The organism is Paenibacillus segetis (assembly GCF_014639155.1).
Lineage (GTDB): Bacteria > Bacillota > Bacilli > Paenibacillales > Paenibacillaceae > Fontibacillus > Fontibacillus segetis.
In genome coordinates this window covers 2290435-2305683 of record NZ_BMFT01000001.1, presented here as the reverse complement: position 1 = coordinate 2305683, position 15249 = coordinate 2290435, and the positions used below count along the sequence as shown (strand labels likewise).

Genomic DNA, 15249 nt, shown 5'->3' with positions numbered 1-15249 from the left:
CTCCCTATGTTAGTTTAGGCAAAATGCCGACATTTCTCTATGAAGAGAATGTCGGCGTTTTTTTATGTGAAATTAGGGTTTTGAGACTCTCTATTAAATATGGTAAGCTAAATGTACATTGTGTTGAAAGGGCTTATACCATGAAGCGAAAATTTGGTGATCGTGCGAATTGGCGCCGTGTAACGCAGCGTCAGTTCAAATCAAAGTTTGTCGAAAATGATATCTTTACTGGGTTTGTAACCTTGTACAGTATTTTTGCGCTACGTGATCCACTCTGGAAGACGTATGGTGGACATACCTTCCGTATTGCAGACAAGGGTTATACCTGGTTGCAGTATTATCCCAAAGGAGCCCATTTCGTGGTGACTTCCATGTTTGATGACAAGGGAGACATTGTGGAGTGGTATATTGACGTATGCAAAAATCAAGGTGTAACGGACCAGGGTGTCCCTTGGTTTGATGATTTGTATCTTGACATCGTGGTCTTGAAGAACGGGGAAATGTTCTTATTGGATGAGGATGAACTAGATGAAGCTTTAAGTCGCGGTCAGATCACCGTCAAAGACTATGATATGGCGATGGAGACAGCGAAGGAAGTGCAGCAAGTGATTAAGTCAGGGCATTTTCCGTATTTTGATATGTCACTTGAGCACTATCAGAACGGTTTTATGAATCAGTAACCTTTTTAAATCTAGGGGGTATCCATGAATTATTATGGTAAGGGAGTCTCTTTTCAACCTAAAGGTCAAAACCGACGACGTAAACTTCCTAGATGGCTTAGATGGTTTCTGCTAGTTGTTCTTGCGGGGATACTTTGGACGTTGTATGTATTAGCTCAAATTGGCAGTGTGGAACGTAATACGGCCGGATGGAGTACGAATTCTATTTCATATGATGTTGGTATTGTTCTAGGTGCTGCCTTGTGGAGCGATGTGCCAAGTCCAGGACTGGAAGAACGACTCCAGCAAGCTTTAAAGGACTACCGTGAAGGAAAGTTTCGCTACTTCATACTTACTGGTGGTTTAGACACAGCGGAATCCAAATACACTGAAGCTGAAGGTATGGCTAATTATTTGGAGGAGCATGGGGTTCCTCGTGAAATTATGCTTCTCGAGAATAAAGCAACAAGTACGTATGAGAATTTGAAATTCAGCCAGCAAATCATGGAGGAGCGGCAACTGAAGTCTGCGCTTATCATTACGCATACATTTCACGGTAACCGTGCTTTTGAGATTGCAAAGAGTCTCCATTATGACAATCCTAAGCTTTCACTTACCGAAACTAAGGTACTCAAACCCATCTTTAATACGACTAGAGAAGTACTAGCTTATACTAAATGGAAAATGGAGCAACTAGGGATGGCTATCGGCTTGAAATCGTAATTCTTCTAATATCGGGCAGGGAGAGAGAATACATTGTATATGTGCGAGTTCAGCCCCTACCCTAAAAAGAAGGTGATTACACATGCCAGGGCGTGTTATGGCCAAGAGTGGATCTGCAGATGAGAGACCATCTAGACAGATAAATGTTATTTTGCGCAGTACCGAGGCACCGGTCATTTCTCAGAGTATCTCGGATGCAGAGTCGCAGCCTGTACCCAAGTCTCAACAACAGCAAGGCTTGTTTCTGGAAATTCAAAGAGAACTAGATCAGTTGATCGGACTGGATCATATCAAAGATTTGATGTATGAAATATATGCCCTACTTCAAATCGCTTCTATGCGCTCCGATGCGGGGTTGCTGTCCGGTTCTCAAGTATATCATATGGTATTTAAGGGGAACCCAGGTACAGGCAAAACAACCGTTGCCAGAATCGTTGCTAGAATGTTTCAGAGAATGGGTGTATTAAGTAAAGGGCATTTAATTGAAGTAGAGCGGGCAGACCTTGTCGGTGAATATATCGGACATACCGCACAAAAAACGAGAGATTTGGTTAAGAAAGCAATAGGCGGGATTCTGTTCATTGATGAAGCTTATAGCTTGGCTCGTGGTGGAGAGAAGGATTTTGGCAAAGAAGCGATCGATACTTTAGTGAAGTCGATGGAAGATCAAAAGAATCAATTCATTCTCATTTTGGCAGGTTATTCCGATGAAATGGATTACTTCCTGCAATGCAACCCGGGGCTTCCTTCAAGGTTTCCTATTCAAATGGACTTTCCCGACTATACGATTGACCAATTGATCCAAATATCTGAAGGAATGGCCAAGGATCGTGACTATATCTTGATGCCGCAGGCGATACTCAAACTTAAGCAACACTTATTAAAAGAGAAATGTCAGAGTGATCATTTGTTCAGCAATGCCAGATATGTGCGTAATGTTATTGAGCGTTCCGTTCGCCAGCAGGCGGTTCGATTACTTAGTCAATATGGTGGTGGATCTCCAGGAAAGCTGGAACTGATGACGATTCGTATGGAAGATTTGAAGTTAGATAACAAACCGCAATAAGAAACGCAATCTTGAAGCTGCGTTCTGTGCTGTGCCTAAGGAGCGAGAGAGGCCGATTCTATTTTATTACATGAAGTCGATGTATCTTCTCCTAAGTGTGAGCGTTTATTTCGTATTCCAACAGAGCGGAGGATCTTATATCCGCTCTTTATCGTGTTGGCGGGTTGTGGAAAGTCATTTTGATGAAGACGTTAGAGCTATGAGTTTATAGTGAAAGAAGTTGACTATACTAAATTTGGATCAGCACCTGCCCCATTTGGGGTGAAAACGAATGAAGATCATTGAAAAATACAGATAACGGATACAGCAAAGGGAGAGTTAATAGATCATGGCTAATTTTAGTGAAGAGATCATTGGGTGGATGGAAGATGCAGAATCACAGGTACAATCACGGTTTCGCGAAATTGATAGAATTGTAGATCGTAACCAGTGGAAGGTGATTGAAGCATTTCAACGGCATCAGGTAAGTGATTTTCATTTCGCAGGTTCCACGGGCTATGCATATAATGATCGTGGTCGTGAAGTGTTGGATCTAGTATACGCTGATGTTTTCGGTGCCGAGGCAGCATTGGTTCGTCCTCATTTTGCATCAGGAACACATACGATTGCTACAGCTTTATTTGGTGTATTACGTCCTGGAGACGGACTGATATATATTACTGGGACACCTTATGACACATTACATAAAGTGATTGGTACTACGGGAGACGGGACAGGTTCACTTATGGATTTCGGAGTTCAATATGACGAAGTTGCTCTACTCTCTGATGGTTCGGTGGATTGGGATACAGTAGCTACAAAAATGAATGGTCGTACCAAGGTGATTGGCATTCAGCGCTCACGCGGATACGATTGGAGGGATTCTTTCTCGGTGAGTCAAATCGGTGAAATGGTAGCAAGAGTCAAAGCCATGAATCCGAATTGTATCGTATTTGTTGATAATTGCTATGGTGAGTTTACGGAGGAACAAGAACCAACACAGGTTGGAGCAGACTTAATTGCGGGTTCTTTGATTAAAAACCCAGGTGGTGGATTGGCCGAAACCGGTGGTTACATCTGTGGGCGAGCTGCTCTAGTGGAATTAGCTTCGTACCGGCTCACAGCACCGGGGATTGGCGGCGAAGTTGGTGCTATGCTGGGTACTACGCGAGGTATTTACCAAGGGTTGTTTATGGCTCCTACAATTGTTGGACAAGCTGTTAGGGGGAGTGTTCTTGCGGCGGCTTTGTTCGAGCGTGCTGGATTTGAAAGTAGACCACGCTGGGATGAGCAACGAACAGATTTGATTCAGGCTATTGCGTTTAGTGGCTCTGAGCAATTGATCGCTTTTGTTCAAGGTATTCAACGAGCAGCAGCGGTAGATGGTCATGTAGTCCCTGAGCCGTGGGATATGCCTGGTTATGAGCATCCCGTGATTATGGCTGCCGGGACATTTATACAAGGTGGTAGTCTAGAATTGTCGGCAGATGCACCCATTAGAGAACCTTATATTGCTTATATGCAAGGTGGGCTAACTTACGCTCATGTTAAGTATGGCTTGTTGACAGCACTGCAAACGATGAAAGAGCGAAATCTGCTGTAAGAGAATCTGACATAGGTATTGACATGTTAGGATAGTTAACATAGAATGAAGCTATGAACTTCAAGTGGAAGGTTGATAACGATGAGTGACGAAATACGCAGAAATATGGCACTTTTTCCGATCGGTATCGTAATGAAACTCACCGATTTAACGGCGAGGCAAATTCGTTATTATGAACAACATGAATTGATAGTACCTGCACGTACATCGGGAAATCAGCGGTTGTTTTCTTTTATTGATGTTGAACGGTTGCTTGAAATTAAGAGTTTGATTGATAAAGGCGTCAATATTGCTGGGATTAAACAGGTTATGAATCCGATGTCCAAAGGATCGCAGGAAGCTACGGTTATTTCCAAGGATACAGAGGAGAAACGCAAGGAAATGTCTGATTCGCAGTTATACCGTATGCTCAAACAAGAACTGGTAACAGGAAAAAGACCGGGTCAGGTATCACTGATCCAAGGAGAATTATCTCGCTTTTTCAAAATATAAATAAAATGGGGAGATGTTATAGTGAGTTATTCAAAAGAAGATATTCTGCGTATTGCTAAAGAGGAAAATGTTCGCTTCATCCGTTTGCAATTTACAGATCTACTAGGAACTATTAAGAATGTTGAGATCCCCGTTAGCCAATTGGAAAAAGCACTCGATAACAAAATGATGTTTGATGGTTCATCCATTGAAGGATATGTTCGTATTGAAGAATCTGACATGTACTTATTCCCTGATCTTGATACTTGGGTTATCTTCCCATGGGTTACGCAAGATCGCGTTGCTCGTTTGATTTGCGATGTTTATAAGCCAGATGGAACTCCATTTGAAGGAGACCCACGTTACATTTTGAAACGTGCATTGAAGGAAGCAGAAGAAATGGGTTATACTTCGATGAATGTTGGTCCAGAACCGGAATTCTTCCTGTTCAAGACAGATGAAAAAGGCAATCCAACAACTGAGTTAAATGACCAAGGTGGTTATTTTGACCTTGCGCCTACAGATCTTGGTGAGAACTGTCGCCGTGAAATCGTGTTGACACTTGAAGAGATGGGCTTTGAAATTGAAGCTTCTCACCATGAGGTTGCTCCAGGACAACACGAAATCGACTTTAAATATGCTAATGCGATCAAAGCAGCAGACCAAATTCAAACTTTCAAATTGGTAGTTAAGACACTCGCTCGGAGCCACGGTTTGCACGCTACATTCATGGCAAAACCATTGTTTGGTGTTAACGGTTCGGGCATGCACTGTAACCAATCGCTATTCAAAGGGAAAGAGAATATATTCTATGATGAGAGCGATAATTTGGGTCTAAGTGAAGAAGCACGTCATTATATGGCCGGTATTATGAAACATGCACGTGCATTTGCTGCAATCACGAACCCTACAGTTAACTCATATAAACGTCTGGTTCCTGGATATGAAGCTCCTTGTTACGTTGCATGGTCTTCTAGTAACCGTAGCCCAATGATTCGTATCCCAGCATCCCGTGGTCTTAGTACTCGTGTAGAAGTTCGTAACCCGGATCCAGCTGCTAACCCATATCTAGCTTTGGCTGTAATGCTGAAAGCGGGTCTTGATGGAATTAAGAATAAATTGCCGCTCGTTGAGCCAATTGACCGTAATATCTATGTAATGTCCGAAGAAGAACGGGTTGAGGAAGGAATTCCTAGCTTGCCATCGGATTTGAAAGAAGCACTGAACGAATTGCTTCGTAGTGAGATTATTTGTGAAGCACTAGGCGATCACGCCCTCACTCACTTCTATGAATTGAAAGAAATCGAATGGGATATGTTCCGCACGCAAGTTCACGCTTGGGAACGTGACCAATACATGACGTTGTACTAGAAAAAGGAGCCATCCCCTAGCGCATTTGCGCTGGGGGATTTTTTTATGGCTAGGTTAAGACCTCCTTATAAGCCGAATTATTAAAACGGATTTGAGGATTAATTTGGCATGATAGATTGATTAGGCATGAAGGATTGATTAGGCATAAAGGATTGGTTAGGCGTGAACGATTGGTTTGATACAAAAGCTTGATTTGGTGTAAAAGGTTGATTCGGAGTAACGGCAGCAACTTTAGCGACATGAGGATGGCCCATAGATGCGCATGAAACGATCACTAACAAAATAAACAAAACAAGGATAATACCTGTACTTGTATGATTGAATTCTGACATAAATTGATCTACCTCCACATTTTTAATTGACTCGATTCACAGTATGCTTATTTAGACTAACGTGTATAGACAATTGACTAAGTAAATTTAGAAATGGGCTTCTATAAAACGATCATAGTATCATCTATCCCTATCTTCCTTATCAATCTCTTAAATTATGCTATTCTACTACGTCATTATTCGATGTATTCATAGATATGAAGCATAGAATAAACTATGAAAGGGCAAGGGGGGTGAATCACAATGGCGATTCTATTACCGCAACAATTTTTCAATATCGGACCCAATGTTGATAAATCCTACTATGAAGATCTAAGAGGAGGCGCGAATGCTACTGTAACAGTGAATAATCTTGGTCTATATCCGATTGATCTCGTCATCACTCGTGTTAACGCACCTGTAATCACTTATGCAATCCCAGCGGGTACCAGCCTCACGTTGGCTGTTGATCTACTGCTGGTTGCAGCCCTGCTGACTGGCGCTGGTGCAACATTTGGCGACATTCAAATTGCTACTTCTGATTTTTATTCTGTAAAAGCTTCAAACAGGTACCTCTACCTTCATCCTTTTTGATGGTAGAGGTATTTTTGTTACGTAGCACTTCTGAAAACTCACTGTTACAATAGATTTAAGTCATATAAGAGAGTGGGTTGTTAAGATGAAGATAGATTTAACTGGAAAAATCGCACTTGTGACTGGAGGGACTGGGGAGCTGGGGCGCGTTATGGTACGAACTCTAGCAAATTGTGGGGCTAAAGTGGCTATCCATTATTTAAGTAATAGAACCAAGGCCGAGGAACTGCTTGAAGAAATTCAGGATGATGGTGGGACGGCAATCATTGTACAAGGTGATATTACGAAAGAAGCTTCAATTCTAAATATGAAACAACAAATCGACGCAGAACTTGGTGAAGTTGATATTGTCGTAGCTAATGCAGTTGTCCAATATACTTGGACAAGCATTCTTGAACAATCACCGAAAGACTATCAAAGTCAATTTGATTCTTGTGTTATGCAAAGCGTGTATTTGGCGAAAGCTTTCATTCCTGCGATGCAGGCAAAGCGGTCAGGGCGGTTCATCGGGATTAATACGGAGTGTTCAATGCAAAATTTCCCCAATCAATCAGCTTATGTAGCTGGAAAAAGAGGAATGGATGGTGTTTATCGCGTGCTTGCGAAAGAGGTTGGTGAATTCCAGATTACAGTGAACCAAGTAGCCCCGGGATGGACGATCAGTGAGAAGGATCGTGGTGATGACGCAGGTTCAGATGAAGCTTATCTTCAAGGAGTTCCTTTGAAACGTAGGGGAGTGGATCAGGAGATCGCTAATGCTGTTGCGTTCCTTGCCTCTGATTTAGCTAGCTTTATTACCGGAGCCTTTATACCTGTGACTGGTGGGAATGTAATGCCAGCAATCTAGAAATAGGATTTGGGCGTGATTATAGTTTGAAAGTATGGAGACGAGATGCGGAACAATAGATCTTAATTACTGAGACAAGAATTTGAAACACAAAGACAACAAACAGCAAGCCTCCATGGATCATGGCGACTTGCTGTTATTTGTTCGTTATGATCTTTAAAGAGATAAGGAACCTCATCTATATTAGTGGAAATCGCGGAACAGACCAACGACTTTACCGAGAATACTAACATGCTTCAAACGAATTGGCTCCATGGTTGCGTTCTCTGGTTGTAATCGAATATGGTCTTTCTCCTTATAGAATGTCTTAACTGTAGCCTCGTCTTCTTCTGTCATCGCAACAACAATATCTCCATTGTTAGCCGTCTGTTGCTGTCTAACGATCACATAGTCTCCATTATGGATACCCGCTTCAATCATACTATCTCCCATGACAGAGAGCATGAAAACTTCACCATCACCAGCATAGTGTTGAGGAAGTGGGAAATAATCCTCGATGTTCTCAGTAGCAGTGATCGGTACACCGGCAGTTACTTTACCAATCACGGGTACTCTAGCTACGGAATGGGCGAATAGCCCGAGATGATCTGAATCCTCTTGTCCCAGCAGCTCTATAGCCCGTGGCTTAGTAGGGTCGCGGCGAATAAGCCCCTTTTTCTCCAGCCTGTCCAGGTGACCATGCACCGTAGAACTGGAAGCAAGACCAACAGCTTCGCCGATTTCTCTAACAGAAGGAGGATAACCCTTCATGCGGACTTCGTTGCGTATAAATTCAAGAATTGCTTGCTGACGGCTGGATACCTTCGACATAACATATCAACCCCATCTAGTAACGTTTGGAAAAATTATAACATAGAACTACCGTTCGTACAAACGTAAGTTCTAAATCTATCATTTATCTATTAAATTGGTTGAAAAAGAATATTTTTATTCATGGGAACAATTGTTCTAAAAAAGTATTGAATCAAACAAACGTTCGTGTTATAGTTTATTCATAAACAAGAACACACGTTTGGAGTGGTGGAAAATGTTAAAATACAGTTCATATCAAAGTATTCATAATAAGCCTTCTTTGGAGAAAACTATGCTTAGTGGAATTCAATCAAGAGGGATACATAAAGGTTTGAGCAGAATTATGATAGTGATTCTCTTGTTGACGATAACTTGTACGGGAATGGTGACAGCATTTGCTGCTTCTTCTGAAGGAGATCACGACGTGGTCTTGGAGAAGGTCATTGTGCAGCCGGGGGATACATTATGGCAGATTGCAACGGCTCACAAACCAAGAGGTAAGGATACACGTATCTATATCGAACATATCAAGGATTACAACGGACTGACAGCAAGTGCAATTCGATCAGGCGATGTTCTAATTCTTCCACCTAAATAAAAGGAATAATTCAGTATATTAACAATCCGTTTATGAAGATTTCTTGCTTACGTTTTATTTGTTAGAATAATTGTAAGAGCTTGTTTTGGTGACGATAACGACAGTGATGTCGTATCACCTTGACAAGCTCTTTTACTCATGTCAAAGTAAGAAATGAATGCCTTACACGAACGCAGTTGTAAGCTTGTTTAAAGTAGCTTATTGAACTACCGTGAAACGCACAGAAAATCATAGCAGGAGGGAATTATGGACATAGATGCTTTGGTGCAGCGAATTAATGAATTAGCCCGTAAGAATAAAGAATCAGGGCTAACAGAAGAAGAAAAGCTGGAAAGAGCTCAGCTTCGTGAAGTGTATTTGAATAACATTAGAAGTAACTTTCGCCAACAACTCGAGTCAATCGAAGTGGTGGATGAATAAAGGACCTGCCGAAAGGCTTGGCCCTACATATGCTAGTGGTGATGCTTCATCAAACTTTAGGAGGAACATGTATGGGTTCATTTGACAGAAAAGTAGAGCGGAACATGGTGAAGTTGAAGAAAAAGGGGAAAAATCCTGTTATAAAAGCAACTGCATCGGGTAAAGGCTCTAGTCCAACTTTTGGTGCAAAAGGTGACGGTGATATTTTTAAAGGCAGAAAGATCATATTACCAGGTGCTTTGAGTTTGATAGCGATTCTGTATGCTGCCCTTGGGTTAATGGGACCTGCGACTGGAGAGAATCAGACTCTATTTTGGGTCACAATTGGGCTGTATTTACTCTTAGCTGTGGTGATTTTCCTTAGAAAGCCGTATTTACGCGTTGACAAGAATCGATTGTACACTTCCAAGTTTAATCGAGATAAATACCTCGATGCTAGTAACGTTAGCAAGATCATTCATAACAAAAGTAAAATTGTAATTGTTCCAAAAGGAAAAGAATCAAAGTGGGTGTTCTATCGGTTCCGGAACTTTTTTGATACAGAAGCTATGGCACTTCGTCTTGGGGAATTTGCACACACAAATCACATTACTATAGAAAAGCAATAAGGTGATATAAAATCACTTAAACAGACCTTGGTAACTAAGGGAGAGAGAGGACGTCTACGATGACTATTAAAGCGGTATGTTTTGATTTGGATGATACGTTGCTCTGGGATGATCGAAGTGTTAGGGAGGCATTTGAAGCAACTTGTAAGAGGGCGCAAGAAGTAAAAGGTGTTGATCCAGTCGAACTTCAAGAACAGGTGCGTAAAGAAGCTAGGTCGCTCTATGAATCCTACGAAACTATTTCTTTCACGAAAATGATTGGGATTAATCCTTTTGAGGGACTTTGGGCTAATTTCTCTGCTGGTGAGCAACCTGAATTTCGTAAATTAGAGCAATTAGCTCCTGCATACCGTAAAGAGTCATGGCGGCGTGGACTTCTAGCTGTTGGTGTTGATGATGAAGCCTTAGCTGCTGAACTTGCAGAACAATTTGGACAAGAGAGACGGTCCCGTCCTCATGTGTATGAAGAAACATTTAATATACTTAATGAATTAAAAGGGAATTACAAACTCCTCCTTCTGACCAACGGATGTCCTGCTTTACAACAGGAAAAGCTTGATGGAGTTCCGGAGTTAGCTTCTTATTTTGACGAGGTGATTATTTCTGGTACGTTTGGTAAGGGCAAACCGGATCCATCGATATTCCACCACGCATTGGAACAACTTGGAATCAAGCCAGAAGAAGGTATTATGGTAGGGGACAAGCTAACAACTGATATTCGTGGATCACTCAGTGTGGGAATGACTGCAGTATGGGTGAATAGAGATGGTAGAACGCGTTCGGACGAAATTGTTCCTGATTTTGAAATTAAACACTTGTCCGAGCTTCATGACATTATTGCTAAGAAATCATAATTCACTATATTAAATCATGTTACAAATATTGTTTTGATGAAAGGGGGCATCTACGTTGAGAATTAAGCTCTCGAGTATACTTACACTGGTGATAATATTGATGATTATTGGTGGGTGTAGTAAAGAAAATCATAGTATGCATTCAGATGAAGGAGCATTAGAACCAATTCAAGTGAACCTTCAGATCACTCCAAATGAACCTAGTGCTGGAGAGCCTGTCACGTTTGAAGCCAAGGTAACCTATGGTGGCGAAAATGTTGATGATGCGAAAGAGGTCATATTTGAGTTCTGGAAAGAAGGCAACGATGACGCGAAGCATACCAAGGTTACTGTAACGAGTGAAGGACAAGGACTTTATAAGCATGGTGAAACGTTCCTCGAACCTGGTATCTATTATGTTATTTCTCACGTAACTGCCCACGACCAACATTCTATGCCTATGGTTAAGTTTACGGTGAAATAGGCGTCAGAATTGTAGTCAACACAATGAATAAGAGCTGCTTCCCATTTCTATTACGAATGGAGAGCAGCTCTTTTCGTTATCATATTAACCTTAGATTGATTCGGAAAATTCCGAACCTTTTCTTCTCTAGATGAAATTTCGTTCGTGTTTATTATTCTCATATAAACCATGGGATTTCTCTGTGTTCAAATGCTATATTAGAATTAGATCCGATCTGCTCCCTGTTGTCGGGCACATTTCTAAAATTGCTTGAACCCTAGTCTGCGCTGAGATTCCAAGAAAAATGAATTGTTATTTTCCCTTTTCTAAAATGCTTCATTCTGATAAACTATAAGTTAATGTTTTACGGGAGGGATTAGATCATGAGTAAACCTAGCTTGGAATCCAGAATGAAAGAACGAATATTGATCCTTGATGGCGCAATGGGAACCATGATCCAACAAGTGGACTTAACACCGGCTGATTTTGGCGGTGAAGAGTTAGATGGTTGTAATGAAATGTTAGTGCTTACCCGTCCGGATGTTATTCAGGATATTCACGAGAAATACCTGGAGGCGGGGGCTGACTTAATTGAAACGAACACGTTTGGCGCAACCTCAGTTGTGCTAGCAGAATACGATATACAGGATAAAGCGCGTGAAATCAATCTTGCTGCCGCTAAGCTTGCAATCGCAGCTGTCGAGAAATACAGCACAGCAGATCACCCAAGATATGTAGTGGGTGCACTTGGTCCAACAACCAAAACACTCTCTGTTACTGGCGGGGTCACTTTTGATGAATTGGTTGATAGCTATCAGGAACAAGTAGAGGCATTAATCGAAGCGGGTGTAGATGTTCTATTACTGGAGACCTCACAGGACACTTTGAATGTAAAGGCAGGAAGTATTGGGATTTCCAGGGCATTTAAAGTAACGGGGAAACAATTGCCACTAATGATCTCAGGAACAATCGAACCGATGGGGACCACATTAGCAGGTCAGAATATCGAAGCATTCTATATTTCGTTAGAACATCTGAAGCCGATCTCATTTGGATTGAACTGTGCTACAGGACCAGAATTCATGAGAGATCATATTCGAACTTTGTCTGAGATGGCCAAGACTGGAGTTAGCTGTTATCCCAATGCAGGGCTTCCTGACGAGAACGGGAACTATCATGAATCCCCAGATTCATTAGCGCAAAAACTATCCGCATTCGCGGAGCAGGGCTGGCTTAACATTGCAGGTGGATGCTGCGGAACTACGCCTGCACATATCTCTGCATTAGCGAAGATGATGAGCCAATACGAACCGCGTCCTATGAATGGACAACATCCACCAGTGCTATCTGGGATCGAGCCAGTATATGTGGAGTATGATAACCGTCCCTACATGATTGGTGAACGTACGAATGTTCTTGGTTCGCGTAAGTTCAAGCGCTTGATCGTTGAAGGCAAGTATGAGGAAGCTTCAGAAATTGCTCGTGCACAAGTGAAGAGCGGAGCACAGGTAATTGATGTCTGCGTTCAAGACCCGGATCGGGATGAAACAGAGGACATTAAAGCTTTCTTAGAATTGGTTGTCAAAAAAGTGAAGGTTCCACTCATGATCGACACCACCGATCCTAAGGTGCTGGACCTGGCCTTGAAATATTGCCAAGGTAAAACGATCATTAATTCCATTAACCTTGAGGATGGAGTAGAAAAGTTTGAAGATGTGACACCGTTAATCCATAAGTATGGTGCAGCAATCGTCGTAGGTACGATCGATGAAAGAGGTCAAGCGATCACTCGTGAAGACAAGCTGGAAGTAGCGAAACGTTCTCACGATTTATTGGTGAACAAATATGGATTGAACGCGGAAGATATTATCTTTGACCCACTGGTGTTTCCTGTGGGAACTGGGGATGAACAATATATCGGATCTGCTAAGGAGACGATTGAAGGTATCCGGCTGATCAAAGAGGCATTGCCTGCCTGTCACACCGTGCTCGGTATTAGTAATGTCTCGTTTGGACTCCCTGAAGCTGGACGTGAAGTACTAAACTCTGTCTTTTTGTACGAGTGCACCAAAGCAGGATTAGATTACGCTATTGTGAACACAGAAAAGGTAGAGAGATACGCTTCCATCCCTGAGCAAGAACGTCGACTTGCCGAAGAGCTCATATATAATACGAACGACGAGACGCTTGCTGAGTTTGTGGCTGCTTTCCGTAACAAGAAGGTAGAGAAGAAAGAGAAGATCGTTAATATGTCGCTTGAAGAGCGACTTGGATCCTATGTAGTGGAAGGAACTAAAGAGGGATTAATTCCAGATCTAGAAGAAGCGTTGACTCGTTATTCCGCTTTAGAAGTTATTAACGGGCCATTGATGGCGGGTATGGAGGAAGTCGGCCGGCTGTTTAATAACAATGAACTGATCGTGGCCGAAGTATTGCAAAGTGCGGAAGTGATGAAGGCCTCGGTATCCTATCTAGAACAATTTATGGAGAAGAACGAATCTTCAGTAAAGGGTAAAATTCTCCTTGCAACGGTCAAAGGCGATGTTCATGACATCGGAAAAAATCTAGTGGAGATCATTCTATCCAATAACGGTTACCACATCGTGAATTTGGGTATAAAAGTACCACCGGAACGTATCATTGAAGCCTATCGTGAAGAGAAAGCGGATGCGATCGGTTTGTCTGGTCTTTTGGTGAAATCAGCGCAACAAATGGTATCGACTGCTCAAGATTTACGAAATGCTGGAATTGATGTGCCGATTATGGTCGGTGGGGCTGCATTGACGCGTAAGTTCACGAAGACGAGAATCCGTCCAGAGTATAACGGAATGGTCGTATATGCCAAAGACGCAATGGATGGGCTCGATTTGGCGAATAAGTTGATGGACCCAAACAGTCGGGAGCAAATGCGTCTTGAAATGGAAGCGGAAAAAGAAGCTGATATACAAGTGGCTGTGGCGCAGCCACTGCCGGAACTATCGCGTGCGGTGTCTTCTAAGATTTCGACTGATGCTCCGGTCTTTATTCCACCAGATCTAGAACGGCACGTTCTGCGCAACTATCCGATTGGTCATATTATTCCTTACATGAATATGCAAATGCTGTTAGGCCATCATTTGGGACTTCGTGGATCGGTAGAACAATTACTCGCAGCGGGTGATCCCAAGGCAGTACAATTGAAAGAGACTGTTGATCAAATATTGATGGATGCCGTGACGGATGGAATTATCAAAGCACAAGTTATGTATCGATTTTTCCCAGCCCAGTCATCTGGGAATGATATTATTATTTACGATCCGGCTGATCACACAAAGATTCTCAAGACATTCGCTTTCCCGAGACAGCGGGTTGAACCGTACTTATGCCTATCGGACTTCTTGAAGTCAGTAGATAGCGGAGTCATGGATTATGTTGGGTTCTTAGTCGTAACGGCGGGAGAAGGGATTCGTGAGCTGTCAGAACAATCGAAGTTAAGAGGCGATTATCTCCATTCTCATGCACTTCAGTCTGTTGCCCTTGAATTAGCAGAAGCTACAGCGGAACGAGTTCATCACATGATGCGCGATTCATGGGGATTCCCTGATCCGCAGGAGATGACGATGAAACAACGTCATGGCGCACGCTATCAAGGAATACGAGTATCCTATGGGTATCCTGCTTGTCCAGATCTGGAGTATCAAGCGCCGTTGTTTGAATTAATGAAACCGGAGGACATTGGTATTGAATTGACAGAAGGTTTCATGATGGAACCGGAAGCTTCTGTATCAGCAATGGTGTTTGCGCACCCGCAAGCTCAGTATTTCAATGTAGATAAGGCTTAGGATACTCAGAATTTGAAGCAAATTATCAAGTTAACCAACCCTCCGAGTATTCGGAGGGTTTTGGTAATAATAAGTGCATATAAGAGTATG

16 protein-coding genes are annotated in these 15249 nt (G+C 42.3%); 14 read left to right on the top strand and 2 right to left on the bottom strand.

Annotated elements, in window-relative coordinates; genetic code table 11:
- Positions 1 to 140: 140 nt before the first annotated feature.
- From IEW05_RS10765 to glnA, 6 genes are all read left to right on the top strand, one after another.
- Positions 141 to 680: a ribonuclease FAU-1 family protein gene (locus IEW05_RS10765; protein ID WP_188538535.1), complete on the top strand. Its 540-nt coding sequence runs from the start codon at positions 141 to 143 to the stop codon at positions 678 to 680.
- Between the two features lie 24 nt (positions 681 to 704).
- The gene (locus tag IEW05_RS10760) at positions 705 to 1382 is read left to right on the top strand and encodes a YdcF family protein (RefSeq protein WP_188538533.1); all 678 of its coding nucleotides are present in this window, start codon (positions 705 to 707) and stop codon (positions 1380 to 1382) included.
- An 82-nt stretch (positions 1383 to 1464) separates the two neighbouring features.
- Complete coding sequence (locus tag IEW05_RS10755) at positions 1465 to 2448, top strand: AAA family ATPase (RefSeq protein ID WP_188538531.1); 984 nt, start codon at positions 1465 to 1467, stop codon at positions 2446 to 2448.
- Between the two features lie 328 nt (positions 2449 to 2776).
- Entirely contained in the window at positions 2777 to 4030 is a 1254-nt protein-coding gene (locus IEW05_RS10750) for a methionine gamma-lyase family protein (RefSeq protein WP_188538528.1), read from the top strand.
- An 81-nt stretch (positions 4031 to 4111) separates the two neighbouring features.
- On the top strand, positions 4112 to 4522 hold the full coding sequence (locus IEW05_RS10745) for a MerR family transcriptional regulator (RefSeq protein WP_188538524.1): 411 nt from the start codon (positions 4112 to 4114) through the stop codon (positions 4520 to 4522).
- A gap of 21 nt (positions 4523 to 4543) precedes the next feature.
- Complete coding sequence (glnA, locus tag IEW05_RS10740) at positions 4544 to 5872, top strand: type I glutamate--ammonia ligase (RefSeq protein ID WP_188538522.1); 1329 nt, start codon at positions 4544 to 4546, stop codon at positions 5870 to 5872.
- Between the two features lie 98 nt (positions 5873 to 5970).
- Here glnA and IEW05_RS25610 read toward each other — a convergent pair whose 3' ends face one another.
- The gene (locus IEW05_RS25610; protein ID WP_194434115.1) at positions 5971 to 6204 is read right to left on the bottom strand and encodes a hypothetical protein; all 234 of its coding nucleotides are present in this window, start codon (positions 6202 to 6204) and stop codon (positions 5971 to 5973) included.
- 243 nt (positions 6205 to 6447) lie between these two features.
- On the opposite strand from IEW05_RS25610, the gene IEW05_RS10730 reads away from it, so the two are divergent.
- Positions 6448 to 6777 (top strand): hypothetical protein, encoded by a 330-nt coding sequence (locus tag IEW05_RS10730; protein ID WP_188538520.1) that lies wholly within the window; start codon positions 6448 to 6450, stop codon positions 6775 to 6777.
- Positions 6778 to 6862: 85 nt separating this feature from the next.
- Positions 6863 to 7624: an SDR family NAD(P)-dependent oxidoreductase gene (locus IEW05_RS10725; RefSeq protein ID WP_188538517.1), complete on the top strand. Its 762-nt coding sequence runs from the start codon at positions 6863 to 6865 to the stop codon at positions 7622 to 7624.
- Between the two features lie 183 nt (positions 7625 to 7807).
- Here the strand turns inward: IEW05_RS10725 and lexA are convergent, their stop codons facing one another.
- A complete protein-coding gene (lexA, locus tag IEW05_RS10720; protein ID WP_188538514.1) occupies positions 7808 to 8434 on the bottom strand; it encodes a transcriptional repressor LexA in 627 nt (208 codons plus the stop codon).
- Between the two features lie 325 nt (positions 8435 to 8759).
- Between lexA and IEW05_RS10715 the strand changes: the two genes are divergently transcribed.
- The 6 genes from IEW05_RS10715 to metH all read left to right on the top strand — a co-directional run bounded on the left by IEW05_RS10715 (position 8760) and on the right by metH (position 15159).
- Positions 8760 to 9014: a LysM peptidoglycan-binding domain-containing protein gene (locus tag IEW05_RS10715; RefSeq protein ID WP_194434114.1), complete on the top strand. Its 255-nt coding sequence runs from the start codon at positions 8760 to 8762 to the stop codon at positions 9012 to 9014.
- A gap of 246 nt (positions 9015 to 9260) precedes the next feature.
- Positions 9261 to 9434: a DUF896 domain-containing protein gene (locus IEW05_RS10710; RefSeq protein ID WP_188538510.1), complete on the top strand. Its 174-nt coding sequence runs from the start codon at positions 9261 to 9263 to the stop codon at positions 9432 to 9434.
- A gap of 71 nt (positions 9435 to 9505) precedes the next feature.
- Positions 9506 to 10042: an LPXTG cell wall anchor domain-containing protein gene (locus tag IEW05_RS10705; RefSeq protein ID WP_188538508.1), complete on the top strand. Its 537-nt coding sequence runs from the start codon at positions 9506 to 9508 to the stop codon at positions 10040 to 10042.
- Between the two features lie 59 nt (positions 10043 to 10101).
- Complete coding sequence (locus IEW05_RS10700; RefSeq protein WP_188538506.1) at positions 10102 to 10896, top strand: HAD family hydrolase; 795 nt, start codon at positions 10102 to 10104, stop codon at positions 10894 to 10896.
- A gap of 55 nt (positions 10897 to 10951) precedes the next feature.
- Positions 10952 to 11359 carry a FixH family protein gene (locus tag IEW05_RS10695; protein ID WP_188538504.1) on the top strand — a complete coding sequence of 136 codons (408 nt, stop codon included), beginning with the start codon at positions 10952 to 10954 and terminating at the stop codon, positions 11357 to 11359.
- Between the two features lie 362 nt (positions 11360 to 11721).
- Entirely contained in the window at positions 11722 to 15159 is a 3438-nt protein-coding gene (gene metH, locus IEW05_RS10690; protein ID WP_188538502.1) for a methionine synthase, read from the top strand.
- The last annotated feature ends 90 nt before the right edge of the window (positions 15160 to 15249 follow it).

Bases quoted from the DNA above. Each gene is read 5' to 3' on its own strand.
- IEW05_RS10765 (WP_188538535.1), top strand. From the start codon at position 141: ATGAAGCGAAAATTTGGTGATCGTGCGAATTGGCGCCGTGTAACGCAG.
- IEW05_RS10700 (WP_188538506.1), top strand. From the start codon at position 10,102: ATGACTATTAAAGCGGTATGTTTTGATTTGGATGATACGTTGCTCTGG.
- metH (WP_188538502.1), top strand. From the start codon at position 11,722: ATGAGTAAACCTAGCTTGGAATCCAGAATGAAAGAACGAATATTGATC.
- IEW05_RS10745 (WP_188538524.1), top strand. From the start codon at position 4,112: ATGAGTGACGAAATACGCAGAAATATGGCACTTTTTCCGATCGGTATC.
- IEW05_RS10705 (WP_188538508.1), top strand. From the start codon at position 9,506: ATGGGTTCATTTGACAGAAAAGTAGAGCGGAACATGGTGAAGTTGAAG.
- IEW05_RS10755 (WP_188538531.1), top strand. From the start codon at position 1,465: ATGCCAGGGCGTGTTATGGCCAAGAGTGGATCTGCAGATGAGAGACCA.
- IEW05_RS25610 (WP_194434115.1), bottom strand. From the start codon at position 6,204: ATGTCAGAATTCAATCATACAAGTACAGGTATTATCCTTGTTTTGTTT.
- lexA (WP_188538514.1), bottom strand. From the start codon at position 8,434: ATGTCGAAGGTATCCAGCCGTCAGCAAGCAATTCTTGAATTTATACGC.
- IEW05_RS10730 (WP_188538520.1), top strand. From the start codon at position 6,448: ATGGCGATTCTATTACCGCAACAATTTTTCAATATCGGACCCAATGTT.
- IEW05_RS10715 (WP_194434114.1), top strand. From the start codon at position 8,760: ATGATAGTGATTCTCTTGTTGACGATAACTTGTACGGGAATGGTGACA.
- IEW05_RS10750 (WP_188538528.1), top strand. From the start codon at position 2,777: ATGGCTAATTTTAGTGAAGAGATCATTGGGTGGATGGAAGATGCAGAA.
- IEW05_RS10760 (WP_188538533.1), top strand. From the start codon at position 705: ATGAATTATTATGGTAAGGGAGTCTCTTTTCAACCTAAAGGTCAAAAC.
- IEW05_RS10725 (WP_188538517.1), top strand. From the start codon at position 6,863: ATGAAGATAGATTTAACTGGAAAAATCGCACTTGTGACTGGAGGGACT.
- IEW05_RS10710 (WP_188538510.1), top strand. From the start codon at position 9,261: ATGGACATAGATGCTTTGGTGCAGCGAATTAATGAATTAGCCCGTAAG.